Source organism: Paenibacillus methanolicus (genome assembly GCF_008124765.1).
Classification (GTDB): Bacteria; Bacillota; Bacilli; order Paenibacillales; family Paenibacillaceae; genus Paenibacillus_Z; species Paenibacillus_Z methanolicus.
On sequence record NZ_VNHS01000015.1, the window covers coordinates 67,133 to 88,449 of the forward strand.

Below are 21,317 nucleotides of genomic sequence, written 5' to 3' on the forward strand. Positions count from 1 at the left end.
AAACTCATACTAAAGGGTGATTACGTTGCGCAGGATAGCGGGGTTTGGACTAGCTTTTCTATTAATATGGGGCGTTGTTCCTATCAATATGGGACGAGTCGGTGCCAGCGCGACAAGCGAAACCGGCGCCCCGGCGGCGATCGCGGGACGGATGGCGGATGAGCGAACGCTCGCGCTGACGTTCGACCGGATGCTTGCCGGGGCGGGCGATGCATTGGCGCTGACGGACGACAATTTCGGCGTGAACGGACAGTCCGGCGGCGTTGCCGAGGCGTATGCGGAAGGACGCGAAGTATTCGTGGTGCTGGAAGAGACGGCGACCGGGGATTACGTCGACGTCTCGGTGGCGGCGAATACCGTGTTTGGCGCGGGGATCGTGGCAGGTTCCGGCAACGCGGCCGTCGCGTCGTACCGGATCGTCACCGAATCCGGGGCGCTCAAGCTGAAGAACGAGCTGGATCCCGAAGGCAGCGGCTTCGAGCTGGCAGATGCCATGGCTTATATGAACCGCTTGAAGGCCGCAGAAGGCGATGCTAATATTGCCGGTCATGGCGGACTGGATGGCACGGACGTGCGATTCCTATTGTCGCTGCTGGACCTGGGCTTGCCGGATCGGACGCAGCTGCAGGCGGCGATCGCCCAGGCGGACGCGCTGCTCGCGGCGACGCAAGGACGGACGGACGCCGAACGCAATCAATTAAGCGTATCGCGGGAGCAAGCGCTGGCGGTTGCCGCGGCGGCTTCCTCGACGCAGCGCGTCCTCGACGCGGCGCGCGTCCGGATCGAGGCGAGCTTGGCGGCCTTCAAGCCGGTCGGCGCCAAATATCGCACGGTGCGCGCGCCGCAGTCGGTCGGGCTTACGCCGGGCTCGCTGCTCGCGGACGGCGTCTTCAGCGAAGCGGACCGGCAGCAGCTCGGCACGGACGAAGGCGCCGCGGGCGCATCGCTGCGGGTCGTGCTGCCGGCCGCGGACGGCGGATTCGATGATTATCGCCCGGGCGATGAGATTGTGTTGACGGTCGGAGCGAGCGAGGGTAGCGAGTATGACTATACGTTGAAGGCGTCGGACGTGGCCCGCATGAAGAAGACGGGCGAAGCGGCTTCGTTCGATATCGATATACGCTCGTTCTTGAACGAGCAGGGAACCGACCTTGCCGCGATTGGCTACAGCACGTTCGTACGCAATGGCGCGAATGCTTCGCAGAGCAGCGCGGCGGTGGGCAGCACGGCGGAGGAAGCGTTCGGCATCGACGTTGCGCCGCTCATCCTGACTGCGCCGGAGCGCGTCGTTCAAGGCGAGCCGATCGCGGTAACGGCGAACGATCCGCAAGCGAAGGTTTATTTGACGCAGCGCGGGATGGCGACGGATTTGGGGTTTGCGTGTAGCGTGGGAGATGGCTGCAGTTTGGCCACCTCTTTGCTCGAGGCAGGCAGTTACGAGATTTATGCCACGGATGCCTCGGGGCAAAAGTCGGCTAGCCGAACGGTAGAGGTGGAGATACTGCCCGTGGCTCCCGCTGCTCCGGTATCGGTCGCGCTCAACTGGGAAGTACCGATTAACGAAGAAGGACAATTCGTGTTGAACCGACCGGCCAGGGATGCATTAGGCTGGTCAGAAGAGCCCGTGATGGCGGAGGTTGTGTTGCAAGGCAATCGGGACGCAGACCCCGACTATGCGATCGGCGATCGCATAGTGGTTGAATTTCGCGGAGGCGAGAGGAATTATAAATCGGTTATCCATGCGCTGAACAGCGACGATATCGACGCCCTTAACGATGTAGGCGCGGAGCAGACGGTCACGGTATCCGTGGACGTTACGTCCTACTTCTTGGGCGAGGAGGATCCGCTGGACGATACGGTGGAGGTCACGGTATACGCGCAAGACGCCGAGGACGAAACACTCGTGTCGGCAAGCGTCGCGATGGAGCATACGATCTGGATCGACCTGACGATGCCGGCGCTAAAGGTATCGACCGGCGACGTCATCGGGCAGCCGCCGGCGGAGACGATTGCATTGGAGAGCGGGCGCATTGTGGCGAGAAGCGAAGAGCATGCAATCATTTACGTGTTTCCATGGGCGCTCGTGGAGTATATCAGAACCGAAGATCAGTTGGAGGAGCTTGTCGGGCGGGGAGAGGCTTATAAGCAGACCTATGCGGGATCGAATGTGACGTTCCAGGCGGCTTGGTTAGGGATTAACCTTTTTGGCGTGGTAGCTGTCGACGAGGCCGGTAACTTATCGTGGCCGGAGGGCACAATAAGCGTATTCGATTCGGCGGCGCCGACGTTGGACGACGTTAAGACGGTCGAATCTGGCGAGTTGGCGGAAACGATTTCGCTGGAAGAGGGCCGCATTTGGGCTAGCAGCTCGGAGGCGGGCACGATCTATGCGGTACTTGAGAGCGAGTTGCCGGAGAGCGTTACCGCTTCGGATCTGGATCAATTGATTACGCTTGAAAAAGGACTGAAACGAGCGTACGTCGCGGGGCATGTTCTCTTCCACGCAAGCGAATTGGGAGAAGGCGGCTATGTGCTGTACGCGGTCGATAAAGCGGGCAAACTGTCGGCGCCTTCGGATACGATTCGTGTTGAAGATCAGTTAGCTCCGGTAGTCGAGGTGCGGACGAGCGAATACGGTAACACGATTCCGCTGGATGGCGGCCGCATTTGGGCGAGAAGTACGGAAGCCGGCACGATCTTCGCGATCCCTGCCGGGGAAGCGTCTTCGGAAATGACGCTGGAGGCTTTGAATGCCGTGGTCTCGGATGAGATCGGATACAGCCGTCCGTTTGTGAAAGCGGACGTCGTGTTCGAAGCCGCGGATTTAGGAGATGGCGAATTCGTCTTCTACGCCGTGGACGAGGCGTTGAAAGTGTCGGCGCCATCAAAAACGATTTTTATTGATGAGTTCTATGTGCCGGATGTTGAAGCGCCTACGCTTGACGTTACGACGAGTGAGGATGGCGAAGGTGGACCTGCCGAGGAAATCCCATGGCAAACCGGAAGCATTTATGCGCAAAGCAACGAATCCGGCATGATCTATATCGTGCCGGCTAACGACGATGTAGCTTCGGAAGTCAGCGTACACGAGCTGGAAGCCATCATCTCCGATGAGAGAGGGTTAAGGCGGGAGACTTCGGAGTCAGACGTGACATTTGAAGCGATGGACCTTAGTGCCGGCAATTACATCTTGTTCGCGGTAGATGAATCGGGCAACGTATCGGCAGCCTCTCGCCCAATCTCGATCTTCTATGTCGAACCGCCGTTGTATCTGGCAGAGGACGCGCCGGATTCGGTTGAGATCGACGATGAGGGGACCATTCATCTGCCGATCGGGCTGACAGCAGGGGATCTACGCATGTATTTGCAGAGCGTGGAAGACTTTAATATTTACGAAGAAGATAGCTATGAGCCCTCCACGTTAGAAGACACGGATTTGTTAACGGAAGAGAACGTGGTTGTCGCGTGGTCGCAATCGGTTAAGTTTGTTTATTACTTGGACTTCCATCCTTACGTTGTGGAGAGCGCTTATCATGACGAAGAAGCGGATTATAGTCCGGCATATCTGACGGTTGATGCCCCGCTCAAGATTAGATTTAGCGAAAGGCTCACGGAATATGCCAGTAGTCAGGTCGAAGAGGCGTTTATCGATGCCGTGGAAGACAGGGAGTTTGATTTCGAATGGGTGCCTGGAGAGGGTGAGGAGATTCTCACCATCGGGCTTGTGCCTTTGGAAGAAGGAGCCGGAGAAGATCCAGGCGTATATTTCGTCCATAGCGTTACCGCCAAGCTGATCGAAGCCCCGTCCGGGGATCCCGAGCTCCTACTAGAAGCGGATCCGCTCGACATGATGATTTCCCCTGTTGTGGAAGGTCGCATTACATTGAGCTTTGAAGCCGATCTCTCGTTACGGCTGCTGCAAGCAGAGTCATTCGATCCGGCCATCATCGAGGAAATCCTTGTAATGGATGGCAACGAACAGGTTGGAGCTTTGGAAGTGATGTCGATCGAACACGGGCTTGCAGATAATGAATTAGTCGCCATCGTCAGCAACTGGGATGAACTTGGCACCGAGAACAACGGTTTTCTCTCGCTAAAGGTGAAATTCAAGCCTAGATCGATCGACAGCGTCTTGGGTAACTGGCTCAGCGACGGTTATTATCTATACTTGCCTCTGCCACCAGTCTAGCATGCAAAACGGCCGGAATGACGTTGTCATTCCGGCCGTTTTTTATTGCAAATTACTCGGCCACAACACCAGCGACTGCTTATCCCGCTCGGCTCCGAGCGCCTGCAGCACGCCGGCTGCAGGGGAATCCGCGATCGCCGCGCCGTTCCATTGCTCGATTTTGATTTTGCTCAAGCTCCCGCGGCGCAGCACGGTGCGAAGCACCTGCTTCAGTCCCGGCGCGTCAAGCGAGGCGGAGGCCGGAGCGGTATCAACGGCCACGTCCGTCATCTCCGATTCCTGCGTCATCGCCACGACCTTACGCCCGTTGCTCTCGATCCAATACCGCCAGCGTCCGCCCTGCAGCACGAGATAGTTGCCGCTCTTGCGCGCGAATCCGGCGCCCGGAGCTTCCGGCCAGTCCGTGCTCAGGCCGAACGGATTCGCCGGATCGACGGCGGAGATAATCGTATACCCGTCCGTCTCTCCGGGCGCGATCTGACGGCCGACGGCCGCAAGCTGTTCGCGTCGGGCGAATTGAAGCGCGGGCTCGCCGGCGACGAGCACGCCGCGCGTCACGATGCCGAGGTGCTCCAGTTGACGGAGCGCCTGAAGATGGGCATCCCAACCGTACGGGCTGATATGACCCGCGAGCTCCTTGGAGACGAGACCGAAGCTATCCAGGAGATGCTGGGTCCATTGCAGAATTGATTCCGTCTCGCCACCGCCTCTTCCTCCATGCGCATTATTGCCGTCATCCGGCTGAAAATCTTCCTCTAACAGGCTGCCCGTCCAATACCAGCGCCCAAGTCCGGAGCCGGTCTTAGCGAGCTGCTTGCCTTTCGTTTGGGCGTGAATCCGCATCGGCGCGAATTGGTCGTTGGCGACCGCGCCTTCCCAGACGAGGTCGATCAGCGCCGGGAGCAGCTCGGACGGCGCGAGTCCGCTCTCCCGCCCGAGCCGCGTCAGGAACATGGCCCCGCCTTCCCGCAGCCGCGCGAGCAGCTCCGGATGCTTGGAGGCAACTGCCGGCCCGCCCTTCTTTAAGCAAGGAAGATAGAGCGCGCGGGACTCCGCGAGGAAGAACGCGATTTTGCCTTCCTTCTCCCCTTCCTCCTTGCGCCCGAGCCAGATCACCTCCCCGGATGCGCACAGCAGATCGAGATCCTCTTTGCGGTACCCGTTCACGCGCGAAGGGAAAATAATGCTCTCCCAGTGGGAGACCGGCAAATAGAACCCCTGCAGCTGGGCGATGACGGCGCGCAGGCCGTCGATGCCCGCGAGCTGCGTCCCCTCGAGCACGTGCTGCAGCCGCGAGATCTCCGCGCACCAGCGAACGGGCGCCGTGGGCTCGGCCTGTTTGCGAGCCTTCTCCATCGTCAGACGGATCAGGCGCTTCGCGATGCGGCGGCTCGTCCAGAGGCGCTCTTCCGCATTCTCCGCGAACGGCGCCTGCTCGATGAGATCGTGACGAAGCAGCAGCTCGACCACGGCCGCAGCATCGGTTGCATTGAGCGCCGGATACCGCTTCCTCAGCTCCGCGTCGGTGAATGACAACCGATGCTCCGCGTAACGGCCGGCGATGAAGGCGGCCGCGTCTTCTCCGGCAGGGAATCGCTCGTACAACTCCCGCTCATCCGCGCAAATCCAACGTTCCCCCGCATCCCCGAAACGGTAGGCGACGACTCGACCGCTTGCGACCAGCATCTCCAGCGCTTCTGCCATAGCGGCGTCATCCGCCTCGAGCAGCTTGGCCAGCTCGTCCGTCGCGAGATCGCCGCGCCGCTTCAGCGTCGCATAGAGATCGTCCGGTCGCCGAAGCTCTCCTTGTCCGGCGGATAGCCGCGCTCGCTCCGCCTGCGCGACCGCCGGATCGACCGCCTCGCGAAGCGCCGTCTCGCCGAAGAGCGCGCTGGCCATCGAGCGGCTGACGCTAAGCAGCTGCAGCTGAGTCGCCGCGCTTAGGCCGTCGCCCTCGTAGATCTGCGTGTTGACATAGTCGGCGATGAACTGCGCGGCGAAGGGGGACGGCGCTTTCGTCTCCTTGACGACAATCTCGATCTCGCCAGCCGCGATTTCCGTCAGCAGCCGCTTCAACCCCTCGGCGTCCAAATACACATGCAAGCTCTCCCGCATCGCTTCGAGCAGGTACGGGAATTGATCGGCATAAGGCAGCGCCTGCTTCAGCAGCTCTTCGCTGCGCAGCCGCTTCTGCCACATCGGCGTGCGCGTGAAACTGCGCGAGAGCAGCAGCGACGTCTCCGCGATTCGGCGGAACGAGATGCCGAGCATCGGCGAGCCCGCGATCGCCTCGGTCAGCAGCTGCTCCAGCGAATCCGCGGCGATGTGCCACAGTTTGTTCAGCCACGAGTTGTCGCCTTCGGCAAGGACGAGCTCGATTCCGTTGTCCTTCGCGTTGCCGTACAGCTTGTACGGCAGCAGCCGGCCGAACTGCTGCTCGATCGCGAGCAGCCATGTCCGGTTCAGCTTGCGGCCGAACAGCGTGTGAACGACGACCCGCGTCTGATTGGTCAAGTCGCGGTAATGCTCGATCAATATAAGCTTGTCGGTCGGCAGTCCCAACGCCTTATGTTGCGCCCGAGCCAAATCGATAAGCTGTTCGGCGGCCGTGCGGTCGAGCCCGTATTCGGCGTCGAGCCAGCGAACGGTGTCCGCTTCGAGCAGGCTTTCCGCCTCTTCGTCGTCGTCCGCTTGCGCGTCCCGCAACCGGAGCCGCGTCGACAGTTCGCCCAGAAACCGGCCCAGCCGCACGCCGAGCCGCACGCCGCGGCCGCCGGGCTCGTTGCGCCAGAACGGGATTTCGCTGAAGCGGTTCGGCGCTTCCTGGACGTACACGCGGTCATGATCGATGCGGCTGATCATCCACGACGACGTCCCGAGCTGGAATACGTCGCCCGGCCGGCTTTCATGGATGTACTCCTCGTCCAGCTCGCCGAGATGGACGCGGCTGTCCGCATGATGGACCGGATACGCCGAGGATTGCGGGATCGTGCCGACGCCGGTGACGGCCGCGACCGGGGTAAGCGGGAGGCGGGCGACGACGTCCCGCTCGCGATCCCAATCGATCAGCGGGCGGGCGAACGGATAGAAGCCAGCGAGCACCATCAAGACCGATTCGAGCTCCGCGCGCGGATACTCGCGGTAGCACTCGCTGCCGCAGATGAGCGCGTGCAGCTCGTCCACTCCGATTTCCTCGGCGGCCGCGGCCGACACGATATGCTGCGAGAGGACGTCGATCGGCCGCCGGGGAAGTTCGATCGCCTCGATCTCGCGCCGAACGACGCTGCGGCAGAGTACCGCGGCTTCCGGCAGCTGGCTGCGGCTGCGGGCGAGAATTACGCCGCGGCTGATATCGCCGACCGCGTGGCCGGCGCGGCCGATCCGCTGGATGCCCGAGGCGGCGTCCATGGGCGGATCCACCTGGAGGACGAGGTCGATGTGCCCGACGTCGATGCCAAGTTCCAGCGAGGAGGTAGCGACCAAGCAGCGCAGCCGGCCGCTCTTCAGCTGCTCCTCGACCGCGAGGCGCCGCTCGCGCGCCAGCGACCCGTGGTGAGCGCGGGCGAAATCTTCGCCCGCCTGCTCGTTCAGGCGCAGCACGAGCCGTTCGCACAGCCGCCGGCTGTTCACGAAGAGGAGCACGGACGTGGCGCCCGCCATCAGCTGCAGGAGCCGCTCGACGATGGGCGTCCACACCGCCGCCTCGCGCGATTGCGCGAATCGGCTGAAGTCCGGCATCGTTACGCGCACGTGCATCGTTTTGGCCATCATGCTCTCGATAATCGCGACGGGCCGAGGATGGTAGCCGAGCACGTGCCGGAGCGGCTGTGCTTCATCCGTCTCTTCGCCCGGATCAGCTCGATCATCCTGATAATCCGTGCCATTCGCGGCCTCCCATCCGCCGAGAAATCGCGCCATGCGCGACATCGGCTTCTGGGTCGCCGAGACGCCGATCCGCTGCACGCGATGCTCGCATAGCGCGGTTAGCCGCTCCAGCGAAAGCGTCAGATGCGCGCCCCGCTTGTCTCCGGCGATGCCGTGAATTTCGTCCACGATAACGGAGCGGACGGTCCGCAGCATGGCGCGTCCTTTGGCGGAGGTTAGCAGCAAATACAGCGATTCCGGCGTGGTCACGAGTACCTCAGGCGGCCTGCGCGCCATGCGGGCTCGTTCCGAGGAAGGCGTGTCGCCCGTGCGGACGGCCGTCGCGATTCCCGGCCATTCGCCGTCGTTGTCCCCGCCCGCCGTCCGTTCTCTTACGTCTTGCTCGATCTCTGAGATAAAGCCGACCAGATGGTGCTGGATATCGTTATTGAGCGCCTTCAGCGGCGTGATGTACAAGGTGCGCACGCCAGCGGACCAGCTGCCGCCGGACGCTTGCTTGTCGCGAACGATTTGGTCCAGGCAGGGCAGCAGCGCCGCGAGCGTTTTGCCTGACCCGGTCGGGGCGGCGATCAACGTATGCGCGCCGCTTCGGATGGAGGCCCATGCCTGCAGCTGGACGTCGGTCGGCTCGCCGAACGCGCGGTCGAACCAGCCGGCGAGGATAGGGTGAAAGCCTTGCAGCGCATCGGAGGAAGAAGACATCGAAAGTCAGCTCCATTTCGAGAAGAAGTGTTACTTTCATTATACCTGTTTTTGGTTCAGAAACTGAGCGGCATCTCATACGTTTAGAAGTAACACCAATCGGGAGGGTATGTATGCAAAGATGGCGGGAGACGTTGGAGGAGAGATGGAACGAATGGAGGCAGGTCGAGGATGCGCTTAGCCGCGCGCTCGAAGGTAGGCGGGTGCTGCGCGTCGCGGGACCTCGAACGCCGAGATTGCTGCCGCCGGCGACCAAGACGATTCGGTCGGGCCAATTGACGGGCCTATCGGGCACTTATGAAGCGGGACTGGCTTGCTTTTGCATGAGCGAATTGAAGGCAGAGGAGCGGAATGCCTTTCTGGAGGCGTGGCACGCGCGTTTAGGTCAAGGGGCCATGGTCGTCATTGCCGATCGAAGGGGCGAAGGATGCTCGTCGGCTTTTGAGCTGCATCAGCTATTCGCGGAGGCCGGGACGGCGCTGGACGTGCAAGTCGGGCGGACGTTTTGGTGGGTCCGTTACGAGATCGGCGCGCGCGCGCATGAAGCATTAGGTTAACGAAGCGTAACCAGTGGAATTCCCGCGCAATACGCCTACGTATCCGACTACCCCTCTAATTATCCGAATAATCAAATAATTCCGCCAAAACCGATTGAACATGCGTCCTAGCTTGTTTCATAGGTCTACGCGAGTGGTGAAGAAGAACTAATACCGGCACGCGCGGCGGAACAGCAAACCGCCGTGCTTGTCCGGGGGAACAAACACGGCGGCTCGTTGTTTGGGATCATCGCGGGGGCGATCGATCCCGGTCGCGAGTTAGTCGACGTCGGTCGTGTCGACTACTTCGTCCGACGGCTCGTCGGCATATTTCTCAAAGGTTTCAGGACTCATAACGCGGCGGGCCGTGACATAGCGCTTCTGATAGTAGGAATCACTAAGTCCGCTGATAGTTACGCCCTTGCTGGAAGACGAGTGAGCGAACTTACCGTCTCCAACGTAAATGCCGACATGCGAAATGCCTTTGCCGCTCGTATTGAAAAATACGAGATCGCCTGGGATCAAGTCGGCTTTCGCCACTTTCTTGCCCAGCTTGGCTTGAGAGGAAGACGCGTGCGGGATCGAGACGTTCAATTTCTTGAAGACGTACATCGTGAATCCGGAGCAGTCAAACCCCTTGGTCGTGGTGCCGCCATAGTTGTATGGCGTTCCGATCAGATCGGCGATGACGCCGTCCATTTTGGAGTCCGCGAATGCGCTTCCAGCTTGGAACGCGAGCATCATGGCCAGGCCAATCAGCAGTGCAGAAAACTTCTTCAAGAATAGAAACCCCTTCCGGTGCCTACGAGGTTAGCTGTGGGGTTCGGTTGAAGGTACCCTATGATCGCCTCGGGCGTATGCTTGTCGCATCCGCCGGGATCAATTCACCCAAAGATGGTTCCCCCGTTTCTCTTGCGAGAATTCGGCATTTTTTTCATTCCGCGTTATGAATTCGATCATTTTCACAATTTCCCTTCTAAGTTCACAATTTGTTCACACATTAGAATTCTAAGAGTGCAACTTTTTTGCTATTATATCGTATCGTTTTTTCTCTTTCCCCACTAGGGTCGTCCGTCTAATCGACAGTAGCTCCGCTATGCGCCCCCATACAGGCACGAACCTTCCCGATGCGCCTTCGTTTCATGCGCAAGCTTCCTAATCCAACAGCAAAGGACAGCACCTTGTCGGCACTGTCCCCCGCTTTCAATTCTCAACCTTCTTTGGCTTCATTCGACTGCCAGGCCGCAAATTGCGCCGCTACGGTCCATACCTTCATGATCGTGCGCACGAAGTGGAACCCTTGGTGCAGAATCAGCGCGAGCAGTCCCGCCCATAGCATGGATACCGACGCGGCCGTGAGACTGAGCAGCAGCCCGATCGCCCACATGAGGAAGGAGATGCCGGCGAAAGGCAGCAGCTTCTTCAGCGCGTCGCTCAAGCCGCCCATGGCGCCTTTGCCCGTAACCGCTCCGAATTGCATCGCCAAGAACAACAGGTGCAGCAGCACGGCGCCCGCGAACCACCCGCCGGCCAGCGGCAGCGCGCTCGCGCTCAGCTCGGCGAGCGTGTCGCTTCCGATCAGCGCGTGATACAGACGCGGCACCAGCCAGATGCCGGGGACGACCGTTAGCGCGATCTCCAGAAAGTACAGCATCGTGACCGGTTTCCAAGCCGCGCGAATCCCGGCGAGGAAACGCGTGCCGCCTTCGCTTTCCGATGCGTGGAGGGAGTAGAACAGGCCCGCGTTGACCAAAGGCGTGATGAGCATGCGCCCGGCTAGCAGCGCCGCGAACAGCCACAAATAAGGATGAATGAGGTCGGTCTTCATCAGTTGGAACTGCGCCTCCGTCAAGAACAGCCTCACCGCGTCCTCGCCGCCCTCGGCGCCGGGATACCGCTGCAGCAGCGGCGTCACGATCGAATCAATCGTCCGGTAGAGGAAGAAGCCCCACAGCAGTTCGTACAGGAACAGGACGATGACGATGAAGAAGTGCTGTCCCGTCAGCCACCAGCCTTGCTTTAAATGCCGTCTCATGCCGCGATCCTCCTTTCGTTGCCTATCCGGCGCCGCCCGTTACCAGGCCAGCGACGCGAACAATCCTTCGATCAGCTTGGTCAAGCCGATCCCCCAGCGGGTGCGCGTCTTCTCCGGCACTTCGGCCTTCATGTAATTGTTGATGTGCCGGTTATCCAGCACGTTGCCATAGTCCGGGTCCACCGTCGCGTAGAGGAGCGGGGCAGGGTGCACCACTTTGAACACCGTCTGGCTTTCCTTGCCTTCCCAGATCTTCGGCATGGTCGTGCCGTCGGCGAATTGGAGCACGACCGGGACGGGACCGTTCGAGCCGCCGCGCCGCTTGACCAGCACGGTGGATTCGTACTGCTTGTTCCCGTTCTCGGCGACGGGACGCACGGCGATCGATTCGACCGCGTAGTCCGCCATGTCTTTGCCGTACACGAAATGGCTGAAGTATTCGTCCCATTCCGTCCTGGTCACCTGCTCGACGATGTTTTGGAAGTCGGCCGTGGACGGGTGCTTGAATTTATACTTCTGGAAGTAGGTTCGCAAAATTTTGCGCATCGTCGAAGCGCCGACCTGCTTCTCGATGCCGATTAGCACGAGCTTGGCGCGCATGTACACGTTCTCGGCATAGCTGTCCGAGCCGTGATACGACCACGACAGCTGCTTGAGCGGAGCCGGGTCGGTCATGTAGCTGGCTTCCAGCGTCAGATTCGGCTCGATGCCGTAGGCGCTCTCCATGACTTTGTCCTCCGCATAGGAGGTGAAGCCCTCGTCCAGCCATGCTTCCTCGAACTCGTTGGTGGCGACCATGCCGTACCAATATTGGTGACCGACCTCGTGCACGACCGTGCGTTCCAGGCTGTCGATAGACGGATCGGGCGAATCGGCCTCGAAGCTGGTGACGAGCGTCGGGTATTCCATGCCGCCCGCGCCGCCCGCGCCTTCCGGCGGCACGACGATGGACAAGGTCGAATACGGATAAGTGCCGTACCACTGGGCAAATTTGCCGAGCGCGGATTTGGCGGCATGCATATAGCGCTCCTTGAGCTCGGCGTGCATCGGATCCAAATAGAGCTTGATGCGGACGCCCGGGATGCCGGTCGTCGAGTAGGCTTCTTCGCTATAGATGAAATCGGGCGATGCGGTCCAGGCGAAATCGTGCACGTCGTCGGCGTAGAATTGGAACGTTCGTCGTCCGCCGTCCGCCTTGGTCGGCTTCGTCTGGAAGCCGGTCGCGGCGACCGTATAGTCCGCCGGCACGTTGATCCGCACGTTGTAAATGCCGAAGTTGCTGTAGAACTCGGAATTGCCGTGGTACTGGTGCGCGTTCCAGCCGTCGGCCGTCCGGCCTCGCGTGCCGGCCGTCTCGTAAGCCGCCAGTTTCGGAAACCATTGCCCGGCCATGACGAAGTCGTCGTAGTAGCCCATCCGCGCGAACACCTGCGGCAGCTTGACCGTGAAGCCGACCCTTAGCGTGACGCTGCCGCCGGGCGGGATCGCATCGGGCAGCCGCAGCTTGGCCAGCGTCTTGTCGCTCGCGTTGCCGTCGTCGGGCTGCACGTAATGCAGTCTTGGGAGCAGGCTGTCGCCGCCTTCGGTTTGGAGCGAATCGATCGTCATGCCGCCTACGCTTGCCGCCGTCGCCTTGTCGCTTCGCAATTGGCCGCCCGATTCCCGCATGAAGCTAGTCTCCGGCGATTCGAACGCGTTCGGATAGAGGTGGAAATACATCTCCGAGACGGCGGACTTGCCGGGGTTTGTCCACGTGAGCGTTTGCTCGCCCGTGAGCGATTTGCTTTGTTCGTCGAGTTTGACGTCGATGTGGTACTCCACCACGCGTTTGCTGAGCGCGACGGGCTTCGGCTTGAGCACCGATTCCGGCACGGGCGCGTTCGTCTGGGGGAGCGTCGTTTTGGGAACGGGGGCCGCGGGCGTCGCCAGCTTCGGCGCGGATTGGACCGGCCCGGGCTTGGCCGTAAGCGAGGCATCCGTTTGAGCAGGCGCGTACGCGTACGTATATTGCGATACCCAGGCATCCCCGAACCCTTCCCGCGCCGATACGCCGAGCAGGGCGGCGGCGACGGCGAAGAGCAGTAAGCGTTTGGCAAGACGTGGCGTCATTGAACGATTCCCTCCCGTTGACAAGCATCTAAGGCATGTATATGTTTGCTTTTCCAGGATTATTAGCTAAAATGGAATTAATGTGTGGACATGCGGGGCAAACCCGCGCCATTATTGGATTTAAGCACGGTAGAGCCGCGTCTTCGGAGCGCGGTTTTCAGAGGGAAGGGAGCCTGGAATAGATGTCTGAACAAGAGCAAGGCCAGCAGCAGCCGGCGGGGGAAGAAGCGCCGAAGAAAGAGAAGAAGCAGCTTGCGCTGAACGTCGTCAGCAACAAGGCGCACAAGGGCTTCGGCGCGGGCACGATCGACCTGAGCCAAGTGTCCTGCGTCATGATCGATAACGGCGAGGCTTATATAGATGTAGGCGCGATGCACGCCAAGAGTAAGATCGAACGCGGCATCAAGTTCACGCCGAACAAGGAAGATACGCCGAACGGACGCCTCTGCTACATTGTATGGGTCGCTGTCGACCGCAACGAGACCGGCTCGTATTACGCGGGCGCGACGGCTTGCCCGATGCTGATCGATACCGAAGCGAAGCGCGGGTGGAAGATCCTCGCCGACCACGTGAACCGGCTTGACTACGCGATCAAGCGCCGCTACATGCTCGACGAGCTGACCGCCGACGAGAAAGCGGCGCTCAAAGGACTGCTTGTCAGCCACAACGCGGAGTGGTGGGCGAATTCGCCGGAAGTGCTGAAGGAAGCGTTGGCGTAGATTCAATTCCAGACGGAACGAGAGAGCCTCTGATGCCTGCAACCGCATCAGAGGCTCTTTCTTGTACGCTATCGGCAAGGCTGCCTCATCGCCCAAATCCGTGCAACGCATGCACGATGGCAGGCGTTATTTGGATAGGCAAGGAACAATCGGATAAGGAATGGCTTTCAACCCCTAATTTTAGTAGTAATGGGGCTAATTCACTAGTGTAAAGCGCGAATATCGTGTCGATTGTTGTTGATGCAAACGGTTTCCCCTATTAAACTAGTACTATAATCATCGAAGGGGGAGCTCGCGTGTGAAAGTCTTCGCTCCGTTTGTATACATCATGAACCGATTGTCCTATGTGAAGAAATTCCTTCTCATCGGACTGCTTGTCCTCATCCCCATCTCTATTCTTTCCGTCGATCTGTTCCGCACGCTGCAATCGTCGATTGAAGTGTCGAAGCAGGAACGCGACGGCGTCACGTATCTCGCGCCCGTGAAGACGCTGATGATGCAGATGCAGAAGAGCCGCAGCATGGTCGACAACGGCAATAAGCTGGCTGCCAGCCAAGTCGACGCGATCAAAGCCGAGATGAAGCAGCGCATCGGGCTCGTCGACGCGATGGACGTCAAGTACGGCGAGGCGTTCGGCACAAGCGCGCAGTGGAGCAGCTTCAAGTCCGGGTGGTCGCTGCTGGAACAACAGTACGCGGATTTGACCGTGGACGAGAGCGTGTCTTGGCATATTAAATTGATTCAACAACTGCTGGAGATGCAGCTGGATATCTCCGATGGCTCGAACATGACGATGGATCCGGAGCTGAGCTCCTTCTCGCTCGTCAATATGATCATTAATCGGCTTCCGTCGATGATGGAGAACGAAGCGCTCGCGCGCGGACTCGGCCGCTCGATTCTGGCCGGCGAACCGATAACGCCGGAAGCGCAGGTCAACTTGGTTAAGCAGGCCGACGCGATCGACAGACTAGTGGATGAAATCGGTCATGACTGGAGCAACGCGATGGACGGCAGCGCCGACATGGGGGCCATGGAGAAGCGGGTGGGCTCCAGCACGGAGGCGGCGCAGCGCTTCAGCGGGCTCGTCATGCAGGTCGTATCGGGCAGTAGCAGCCTCGGCTCCTCCTCCTTCTTCGCCGACGGCACGAAGGCGGTCGACGAAGCGTCCGCGTTGTACGACGAGGCGCTCGCGCTGCTCGGCAAGCTCGTCGACAAGCGGATCGACCGGATGGAAGTCGAGCGCGACACGATGATCGCCATTGTCGGCGTGGTGCTGCTGCTCGTGCTCATCTTCTTTATCGCGTTCTATTTGAACGTAAAGCAAACCGTCGATCGCCTGGAGCAGGACAGCTCCCGCATGGCGCAGGGCGATTTGACCGTCCGCGTTCAATTGAAGACCAAGGACGAGCTGGCGCGCGTCGGCGAAGCGTTCAACCGCATGGCCGAATCGTTCGCGGACGTCCTTCGCCGCAACCAGAACATTGCCGAGCAAGTGAGCGGCTCCTCCGCCCAAATGGAGCGGACGGCGCACGATTCCGTCGGCGCGGCCAATCAGATTGCCGCGGTCATGCGGGATATGGCGGGCGAAGCGGAGCATCAAGCCAAGAGCATGGAGCAGAACGCGACGGCCATGACCGAGATGGCCGAGGGTATCAGCCGGGTCGCCGTCACCTCATCGGTGGTGAACGAGGCGGCGGCAGCCGTTTCGAACGAGGCGAAGAACGGCCGCGACACGGTCGTGAAGGCGGCGGGACAGATGCATACGATCCGCGAAACGGCGGGCTCGACGGCCGAAGCGGTCGCGCAGCTGCGCGTCCAGTCCGAGCAGATCGGTTCCATCGTCGACTTGATTACCGGCATTGCCAAGCAGACGAACCTGCTTGCGCTTAATGCCAATATTGAAGCGGCGCGCGCGGGCGTGCACGGCAAAGGCTTCTCCGTCGTCGCAAGCGAAGTGGGCAAGCTGGCCGATCAATCCAGACAACTTGCGTCCAACATCGGCCAGCTCGTCGTATCCATGCAGCAGTCGGCGGCCAACGCGGCGGCGCGGATGGAACAGGGCGTGGCGGAGACGACCGAGGGACTGGCGCTCATGGATGCCGTCAACGGCATGTTCGCGTCGATTTTGAACGAGGTGGAACAGGTGGCGGCGCAGGTCGAAGAGATTTCGGCGGCCACGGAGCAAATGTCCGCGGGCACGGAGCAAGTCGCCGCATCGGTGCATGAATCGCTAGGTTATGCCGCGCGCGCGGCCGAGAAGGCGCAGGAAGCGGCCGAGTCGGCGGGAGCGCAGGTCGTCTCCATGGAAGAGGTGCTGACCGCTTCCGGCTCGCTCAGCGAGACGGCGATCGAGCTGCAGCAGGCGCTCTTGAAGTTCAAGGTGAAGGGCGAATCCGCGGCCTTGGCGCTCGAGGAGCTGCCGAAGAAGAAAGCGAAGAAAGAGAAGAAGACCAAGGTCCCGAAGGGTCGCAGCGGCGCGAAACGAAAGCTTGCGCTGCCGTGGAAGAAGAAGGGATAATCGATAGATAGACGTTGTTCTTGCCATATGAGCGGTTTCGGCGGCCTTCATCCTGCTAATTGCGGGACGGAGGCCGTTTTGTTTTAGGCGGGCAGACCTCCTCGGCGAACCGCCGCCGGGTCTAGGTCGTGTCTGTTCGTTCGTGCAGGCCTCCGAAGTCGCTGCTAACCGCCTCGATGGCCGCTCCCTCCGTAGCCTGCCGCTATCTATCGCTCCCGCCGTCCGAGATTTAGTCGCGCCGATTCCCTAATCAGGCGCGCGTTGGAGATATCTTTTGCCTTTAAGAGGCGCTGCAGAAGCTCTTCAGGCGTATTTGGATTTTGAGAGAGGGACAGCCACACATGCGAATCGTTCGTACGGAAGAGGTCGTAATAGCTTTCTGCCGGTAAATCGTCGCGTTTTGCATGGTTTCCGTTATCCCTTGAGGCTAACAGACGCAATAGGACATCGGCGTGTGCGTTTCGTTGAAGCGCCGCTTCTAGTAGCGTTCTCTTCCCTGGTGAGGAAGGTTCCTGACGGATTAATGTCTCCAGCATCCAAGCATGGTGGTCATAGCCGGCAAATAACCGTTCGGCATCCTCCATGCCAAAAGCCGGCTTCACGTAGATATCGATGGCTAACGTCAGCAACGCTTCGTCTATTTTTCCCGCCAATGCCCACATCACATTCATCTCTTGTCTAGAATGCCCCAATTCAACCACGGCCACGTTTCGGTCGATAAGATCGAAAGCAATGGACGGCGGAAGCGGATCATGATAGAGAAGGTTGAGCTTGCGCCAGAAGACTTCTTCCGCGGCGGCATGTTTAAGTTCGCGATGAATAGCTAGCAGCAACGCTTCGGTTAGCGGGACGGGGATATCGTCGTCTCGCAGGAATCGCTCAATAATTAGAGATGGGTGCATGGCCGTGCCTCCCGTACGTCGTAGTCGTTCCGTCGTATATTCCACGGGATGACGTCACAATCCTTTGTTTATGGGAAGCGCTGGATTCACAACGAACCGTCACCAGAGTCGCCGTCGCTAACGGTGAGCATCAGACCGAGGCAAGCGCGTAAGCCGAAAAACAAACCTTTGGTCGCATGATGATTCGGCCTATCTGTATTGGTTAAAGTTACCTAGGCAAACAAGGGGTATACCTTTGTGTTTGAGGTACAAAGGATTAAGACAAGCCATAAATTAGTGCTTATGTATCACTATTTATAGGGTGTAAAGAACTAAAATGAATATTCTGAAAATAGGGGAATTTGTCGGATTACGGAACATAGGACCTCGGGGTAAGATGTGATCAAGATATCGGAACGGCGAACAAGCATAACGAACTTCGCTGGATCTCGATAAAGGCAAAACCGGCGAAAGCCGGCGACGCAAAGCTACAGGGGCTAAGCCGCGGAAGACGCGGGACTGCCAGCCAGCTGCCGAAAGATGCAGGGGAGTTCTTTTTTTGAACCCTCCTTTCGGGCCTAAAGGTGGGCTATTTTGCATACGCAAGAGGAGGTGGCGAACCGGATGAAGCTGGTCATTCGGGAGAGCGGAGAACGGCTTGGCGATCAAATTGAACGCGCTTACACGTTTTGGCGGAGACTGAGAGGCCTCGTAGGAAGGCGATCTCTCTCCAGCGGCAGCGGCCTTCATATTCAGCCGTGCAAGTCGGTCCATATGTTCTTCATGACATGCGACCTGGATGTACTTCATCTGGACAAGGCAGGCGTCATCGTCGGCATGGAGCATCGGCTGCAGCCGGGGAGAATCGGGGCGGTTTTCGAAGGGACGCGCTCCGTCGTCGAGCTTCCGGCCGGCACGCTGGCAGCCGCGAAGGTCGAGCTGGGACAGACCGCGATTTTGGAACCGTAACACACAGCAAGCTTGATCACGATCAACCAACCACAATCTTAGGAGGCAAACAACATGATGAACAGCATTCGCCGCTTCTGGAACGATGAGCAAGGCCAAGGGATGACGGAGTACGGATTGGTGCTCGGCTTGATCGCGGTCGCGGTCGTCACGGCGCTGATCGCGCTGCGCGGCCACATTATCGACCTGTTCGACAACGCGGAAGATACCATTAACACCGGCGTCACGGAGATGGGCGAAACGCCTTAAGTCGTCCGACTCCTAACCATAGCTGACAGACAGAGGCAAGCACCGAAGTCATTCGAACCTAACGACAACAACCATTCATATAGGAGGCAAACAACATGATGAACAGCATTCGCCGCTTCTGGAACGATGAGCAAGGTCAAGGGATGACGGAGTACGGCTTGGTATTGGGTTTGATCGCGGTCGCGGTGGTAACGGCACTGATTACGCTGCGCGGCCACATCATCGACTTGTTCGACAATGCGGAAGATACGGTCAATACCGGCGTGACGGAAATGGGCGGAACGCCTTAAGTCGTCCGACTGTTAACCATAGCTGACAGACAGAGGCAAGCACCGAAGTCATTCGAACCTAACGACAACAACCATTCATATAGGAGGCAAACAACATGATGAACAGCATTCGCCGCTTCTGGAATGATGAGCAAGGTCAAGGGATGACAGAGTACGGATTGGTATTGGGGTTGATCGCGGTCGCGGTGGTAACGGCGCTGATCACGCTGCGCGGCCACATCATCGACTTGTTCGACAATGCGGAAGATACGGTCAATACCGGCGTGACGGAAATGGGCGGAACGCCTTAATCTTCCTTGCTGAAGGGCCGTGCGTCAATTAGTGGCGCGCGGCCCTTCCTTTTATAGGTGACAACAAGTCGAGAGGAGGCCGCGGATATGTGGGCAAATGCGATTTTGCTGCTCGTGTTGGTATTATGCGTCGTGACCGACCTGCGCAGTCGCAAAATTTATAATAACGTCATTGCACCGGCGCTGCTGCTGGCGGCCGTGCTTCATACCGTAACGGCAGGCTGGAGCGGATTGCTCCAAATGCTGATGGGACTTGGCGCGGGGCTCGCGATTCTGCTGATCCCCTACCTGCTTGGCGGCATGGGTGCCGGGGACGTTAAGCTGTTGGCGGTGGTTGGGGCGTTGAAGGGTGCGGTTTTCGTGCTGACCGCCTCGGTATACATGGCGCTGGCCGGGGCGGTCATGGCGCTGGCGATCGTGCTGTTTAAGGATGGTTTTCGGGCGCGAATCCGATATATGCAGTACGTCTTGGTGTGCATCCGCTTCAGGCTGAAGCTGCCGATGCAAGGACATCTCGCCTCCGGGACGTATCCTTACGGGGTGGCGATCGCGAGCGGTTGCCTGCTCGGGTTTATGCTGGAAGGATGGGGAGCGGGATGATCCGGGATGAGCGTGGCCAGTCGATGGTCGAGTTTGCGCTGTTGTTGCCGCTGCTGCTGTTGCTGTTATGCGGAATCGCGGATTTGGGAAGGCTGCTCTTCGCTTACTCGAGCTTGCAGATGACCGTGCAGGAGACGGCCCGCCTCGGAGGGCTAGGCCGAAGCGACGGAGAGATGACGGCCTATGCCAAAGCGCATCTTCGGGTAGGGGATCCCGCCGACATGACCGTCGCGATTACGCCGAATGAGGCGGCCCGGGCGTCAGGCGATAACGTGACGGTGACGCTTCGCTACTCGCTGCCGCTTCTGACGCCCGTCATGACGCGGATTATTCCGGCCCCGATTCTTTCAGCCCATTCCACGATTCGGGTGGAGTAGGAGGACGCGATGAACAAAAGATTGGCCGCTTTTATAGAAGAAGAACGCGGAAGCACCATCGTATTGGCAGGCTTGTCGATGCTGCTGCTGCTTACCATCGCCGGGTTGGTCGTAGACGGCGGAATCATGTATGCGGAGAAGAGCCACCTGCAGAAGACGGCCAACGCGGCCGCGCTGTCGGGCGCGCAGGAACTGACGGGTCGTTCCGGGGCGGCCGAGGCGGTGGTCCAATCGATCCTCGAGGCGCACGGGGAACAGGGCAGTTTGATCAGCGCCGAGATCGTGCCGATGTCCACCGTACGCGTGAAGCTGAAGAAGGAGATCGGGCTGGGATTCGCCAAGCTGCTCGGGAAGGCCACCGCGACCGTCACGGCGGAAGCGGCGGCGCGGATCATGCCGATGGGCCGAGCCGCCGGGGTCGCGCCGCTTGGTATCGACGAATCGATTACGCTCGAATACCTGAAGCCGTACAAGTTGAAGGTCGACAGCTCCGGGGTGGAAGCCGGGTATTTCGGCATTCTGGCGCTCGGCGGGCCAGGCGCCTCGACGTACGAGAGTAATCTGAAGTACGGGTACCCGAGCGAGATCGAGACGGGCGATATCATCGACACCCAGACCGGCAACGTGGCGGGCAAGACGCGCGACAGCATCAACCTGCGCATCGACCAGGACCCGTATCCGGCGGGCGAATTTTGGCACCGGGACTCCTCCCGGGTCATCCTGATCCCCGTGTACAAGCCCTACCATTACGGCTCCAATCAGCTCAAGACGATCGAGGTTACCGGGTTCGCCTATTTCTACATTCTCGAACCGATGTCGAGCAAGGACACCGCCATCACGGGGATGTTCATCGAGCGGGCAGGAACCGGTTACGCCGGGACGGACATCGTGAATAAAGGCGCTTATGCGATCCGGTTAATTGAATAGCGTTGCAGACATCAAGAGACAGCGGAGGACGGGGAACGCGC

Annotated in this window: 16 protein-coding genes and 2 riboswitches; of the genes, 11 read left to right on the top strand and 5 right to left on the bottom strand. The window is 59.6% G+C overall.

The features are described 5' to 3' along the window. The first annotated feature begins 88 nt into the window (after positions 1–88). Positions 89–4,189, top strand: a complete 4,101-nt coding sequence (locus BCM02_RS31430; protein ID WP_148933085.1) for an efflux RND transporter periplasmic adaptor subunit — start codon at positions 89–91, stop codon at positions 4,187–4,189. 42 nt (positions 4,190–4,231) lie between these two features. Here BCM02_RS31430 and BCM02_RS31435 read toward each other — a convergent pair whose 3' ends face one another. After that, a complete protein-coding gene (locus tag BCM02_RS31435) occupies positions 4,232–8,776 on the bottom strand; it encodes a DEAD/DEAH box helicase (RefSeq protein WP_148933086.1) in 4,545 nt (1,514 codons plus the stop codon). 113 nt (positions 8,777–8,889) lie between these two features. On the opposite strand from BCM02_RS31435, the gene BCM02_RS31440 reads away from it, so the two are divergent. Beyond that, a complete protein-coding gene (locus BCM02_RS31440; RefSeq protein ID WP_148933087.1) occupies positions 8,890–9,333 on the top strand; it encodes a hypothetical protein in 444 nt (147 codons plus the stop codon). 258 nt (positions 9,334–9,591) lie between these two features. Here BCM02_RS31440 and BCM02_RS31445 read toward each other — a convergent pair whose 3' ends face one another. The 3 genes from BCM02_RS31445 to BCM02_RS31455 form a co-directional block, all read right to left on the bottom strand. Next, positions 9,592–10,092: a C40 family peptidase gene (locus BCM02_RS31445; protein WP_246183641.1), complete on the bottom strand. Its 501-nt coding sequence runs from the start codon at positions 10,090–10,092 to the stop codon at positions 9,592–9,594. 4 nt (positions 10,093–10,096) lie between these two features. Beyond that, a riboswitch (cyclic di-AMP (ydaO/yuaA leader) is annotated at positions 10,097–10,250 on the bottom strand. A 272-nt stretch (positions 10,251–10,522) separates the two neighbouring features. Further along, positions 10,523–11,347 (bottom strand): hypothetical protein, encoded by an 825-nt coding sequence (locus BCM02_RS31450; RefSeq protein WP_148933088.1) that lies wholly within the window; start codon positions 11,345–11,347, stop codon positions 10,523–10,525. 39 nt (positions 11,348–11,386) lie between these two features. After that, positions 11,387–13,456 carry a M1 family metallopeptidase gene (locus tag BCM02_RS31455; protein WP_148933089.1) on the bottom strand — a complete coding sequence of 690 codons (2,070 nt, stop codon included), beginning with the start codon at positions 13,454–13,456 and terminating at the stop codon, positions 11,387–11,389. A gap of 182 nt (positions 13,457–13,638) precedes the next feature. Between BCM02_RS31455 and BCM02_RS31460 the strand changes: the two genes are divergently transcribed. Next, positions 13,639–14,175 carry a YwhD family protein gene (locus BCM02_RS31460; protein ID WP_148933090.1) on the top strand — a complete coding sequence of 179 codons (537 nt, stop codon included), beginning with the start codon at positions 13,639–13,641 and terminating at the stop codon, positions 14,173–14,175. Positions 14,176–14,473: 298 nt separating this feature from the next. Next, complete coding sequence (locus BCM02_RS31465) at positions 14,474–16,693, top strand: methyl-accepting chemotaxis protein (RefSeq protein ID WP_148933091.1); 2,220 nt, start codon at positions 14,474–14,476, stop codon at positions 16,691–16,693. 206 nt (positions 16,694–16,899) lie between these two features. On the opposite strand, the gene BCM02_RS31470 is transcribed toward BCM02_RS31465, so the two are convergent. Continuing rightward, positions 16,900–17,595 (bottom strand): hypothetical protein, encoded by a 696-nt coding sequence (locus tag BCM02_RS31470; protein ID WP_148933092.1) that lies wholly within the window; start codon positions 17,593–17,595, stop codon positions 16,900–16,902. A gap of 426 nt (positions 17,596–18,021) precedes the next feature. Beyond that, positions 18,022–18,112, top strand: a riboswitch (cyclic di-GMP riboswitch). 56 nt (positions 18,113–18,168) lie between these two features. On the opposite strand from BCM02_RS31470, the gene BCM02_RS31475 reads away from it, so the two are divergent. The 7 genes from BCM02_RS31475 to BCM02_RS31505 all read left to right on the top strand — a co-directional run bounded on the left by BCM02_RS31475 (position 18,169) and on the right by BCM02_RS31505 (position 21,276). Continuing rightward, positions 18,169–18,543 (top strand): DUF192 domain-containing protein, encoded by a 375-nt coding sequence (locus tag BCM02_RS31475; RefSeq protein ID WP_246183642.1) that lies wholly within the window; start codon positions 18,169–18,171, stop codon positions 18,541–18,543. Between the two features lie 54 nt (positions 18,544–18,597). Continuing rightward, entirely contained in the window at positions 18,598–18,792 is a 195-nt protein-coding gene (locus BCM02_RS31480; protein WP_148933093.1) for a Flp family type IVb pilin, read from the top strand. A gap of 95 nt (positions 18,793–18,887) precedes the next feature. After that, positions 18,888–19,082, top strand: a complete 195-nt coding sequence (locus BCM02_RS31485) for a Flp family type IVb pilin (RefSeq protein WP_148933094.1) — start codon at positions 18,888–18,890, stop codon at positions 19,080–19,082. 95 nt (positions 19,083–19,177) lie between these two features. Further along, entirely contained in the window at positions 19,178–19,372 is a 195-nt protein-coding gene (locus tag BCM02_RS31490; protein WP_148933094.1) for a Flp family type IVb pilin, read from the top strand. Between the two features lie 87 nt (positions 19,373–19,459). After that, entirely contained in the window at positions 19,460–19,972 is a 513-nt protein-coding gene (locus BCM02_RS31495; protein ID WP_148933095.1) for an A24 family peptidase, read from the top strand. Continuing rightward, entirely contained in the window at positions 19,969–20,349 is a 381-nt protein-coding gene (locus tag BCM02_RS31500) for a TadE/TadG family type IV pilus assembly protein (protein WP_148933096.1), read from the top strand. The genes BCM02_RS31495 and BCM02_RS31500 overlap by 4 nt, the downstream gene beginning before the upstream one ends. 9 nt (positions 20,350–20,358) lie before the next feature. Further along, complete coding sequence (locus BCM02_RS31505; RefSeq protein WP_148933097.1) at positions 20,359–21,276, top strand: pilus assembly protein TadG-related protein; 918 nt, start codon at positions 20,359–20,361, stop codon at positions 21,274–21,276. The last annotated feature ends 41 nt before the right edge of the window (positions 21,277–21,317 follow it).

Excerpts from the sequence above, each read along its gene's own strand:
- BCM02_RS31470 (WP_148933092.1), bottom strand. The coding sequence starts at position 17,595 with ATGCACCCATCTCTAATTATTGAGCGATTCCTGCGAGACGACGATATC.
- BCM02_RS31435 (WP_148933086.1), bottom strand. The coding sequence starts at position 8,776 with ATGTCTTCTTCCTCCGATGCGCTGCAAGGCTTTCACCCTATCCTCGCC.
- BCM02_RS31455 (WP_148933089.1), bottom strand. The coding sequence starts at position 13,456 with ATGACGCCACGTCTTGCCAAACGCTTACTGCTCTTCGCCGTCGCCGCC.
- BCM02_RS31500 (WP_148933096.1), top strand. The coding sequence starts at position 19,969 with ATGATCCGGGATGAGCGTGGCCAGTCGATGGTCGAGTTTGCGCTGTTG.
- BCM02_RS31460 (WP_148933090.1), top strand. The coding sequence starts at position 13,639 with ATGTCTGAACAAGAGCAAGGCCAGCAGCAGCCGGCGGGGGAAGAAGCG.
- BCM02_RS31485 (WP_148933094.1), top strand. The coding sequence starts at position 18,888 with ATGATGAACAGCATTCGCCGCTTCTGGAACGATGAGCAAGGTCAAGGG.
- BCM02_RS31480 (WP_148933093.1), top strand. The coding sequence starts at position 18,598 with ATGATGAACAGCATTCGCCGCTTCTGGAACGATGAGCAAGGCCAAGGG.
- BCM02_RS31490 (WP_148933094.1), top strand. The coding sequence starts at position 19,178 with ATGATGAACAGCATTCGCCGCTTCTGGAATGATGAGCAAGGTCAAGGG.
- BCM02_RS31495 (WP_148933095.1), top strand. The coding sequence starts at position 19,460 with ATGTGGGCAAATGCGATTTTGCTGCTCGTGTTGGTATTATGCGTCGTG.
- BCM02_RS31430 (WP_148933085.1), top strand. The coding sequence starts at position 89 with ATGGGACGAGTCGGTGCCAGCGCGACAAGCGAAACCGGCGCCCCGGCG.
- BCM02_RS31440 (WP_148933087.1), top strand. The coding sequence starts at position 8,890 with ATGCAAAGATGGCGGGAGACGTTGGAGGAGAGATGGAACGAATGGAGG.
- BCM02_RS31450 (WP_148933088.1), bottom strand. The coding sequence starts at position 11,347 with ATGAGACGGCATTTAAAGCAAGGCTGGTGGCTGACGGGACAGCACTTC.
- BCM02_RS31505 (WP_148933097.1), top strand. The coding sequence starts at position 20,359 with ATGAACAAAAGATTGGCCGCTTTTATAGAAGAAGAACGCGGAAGCACC.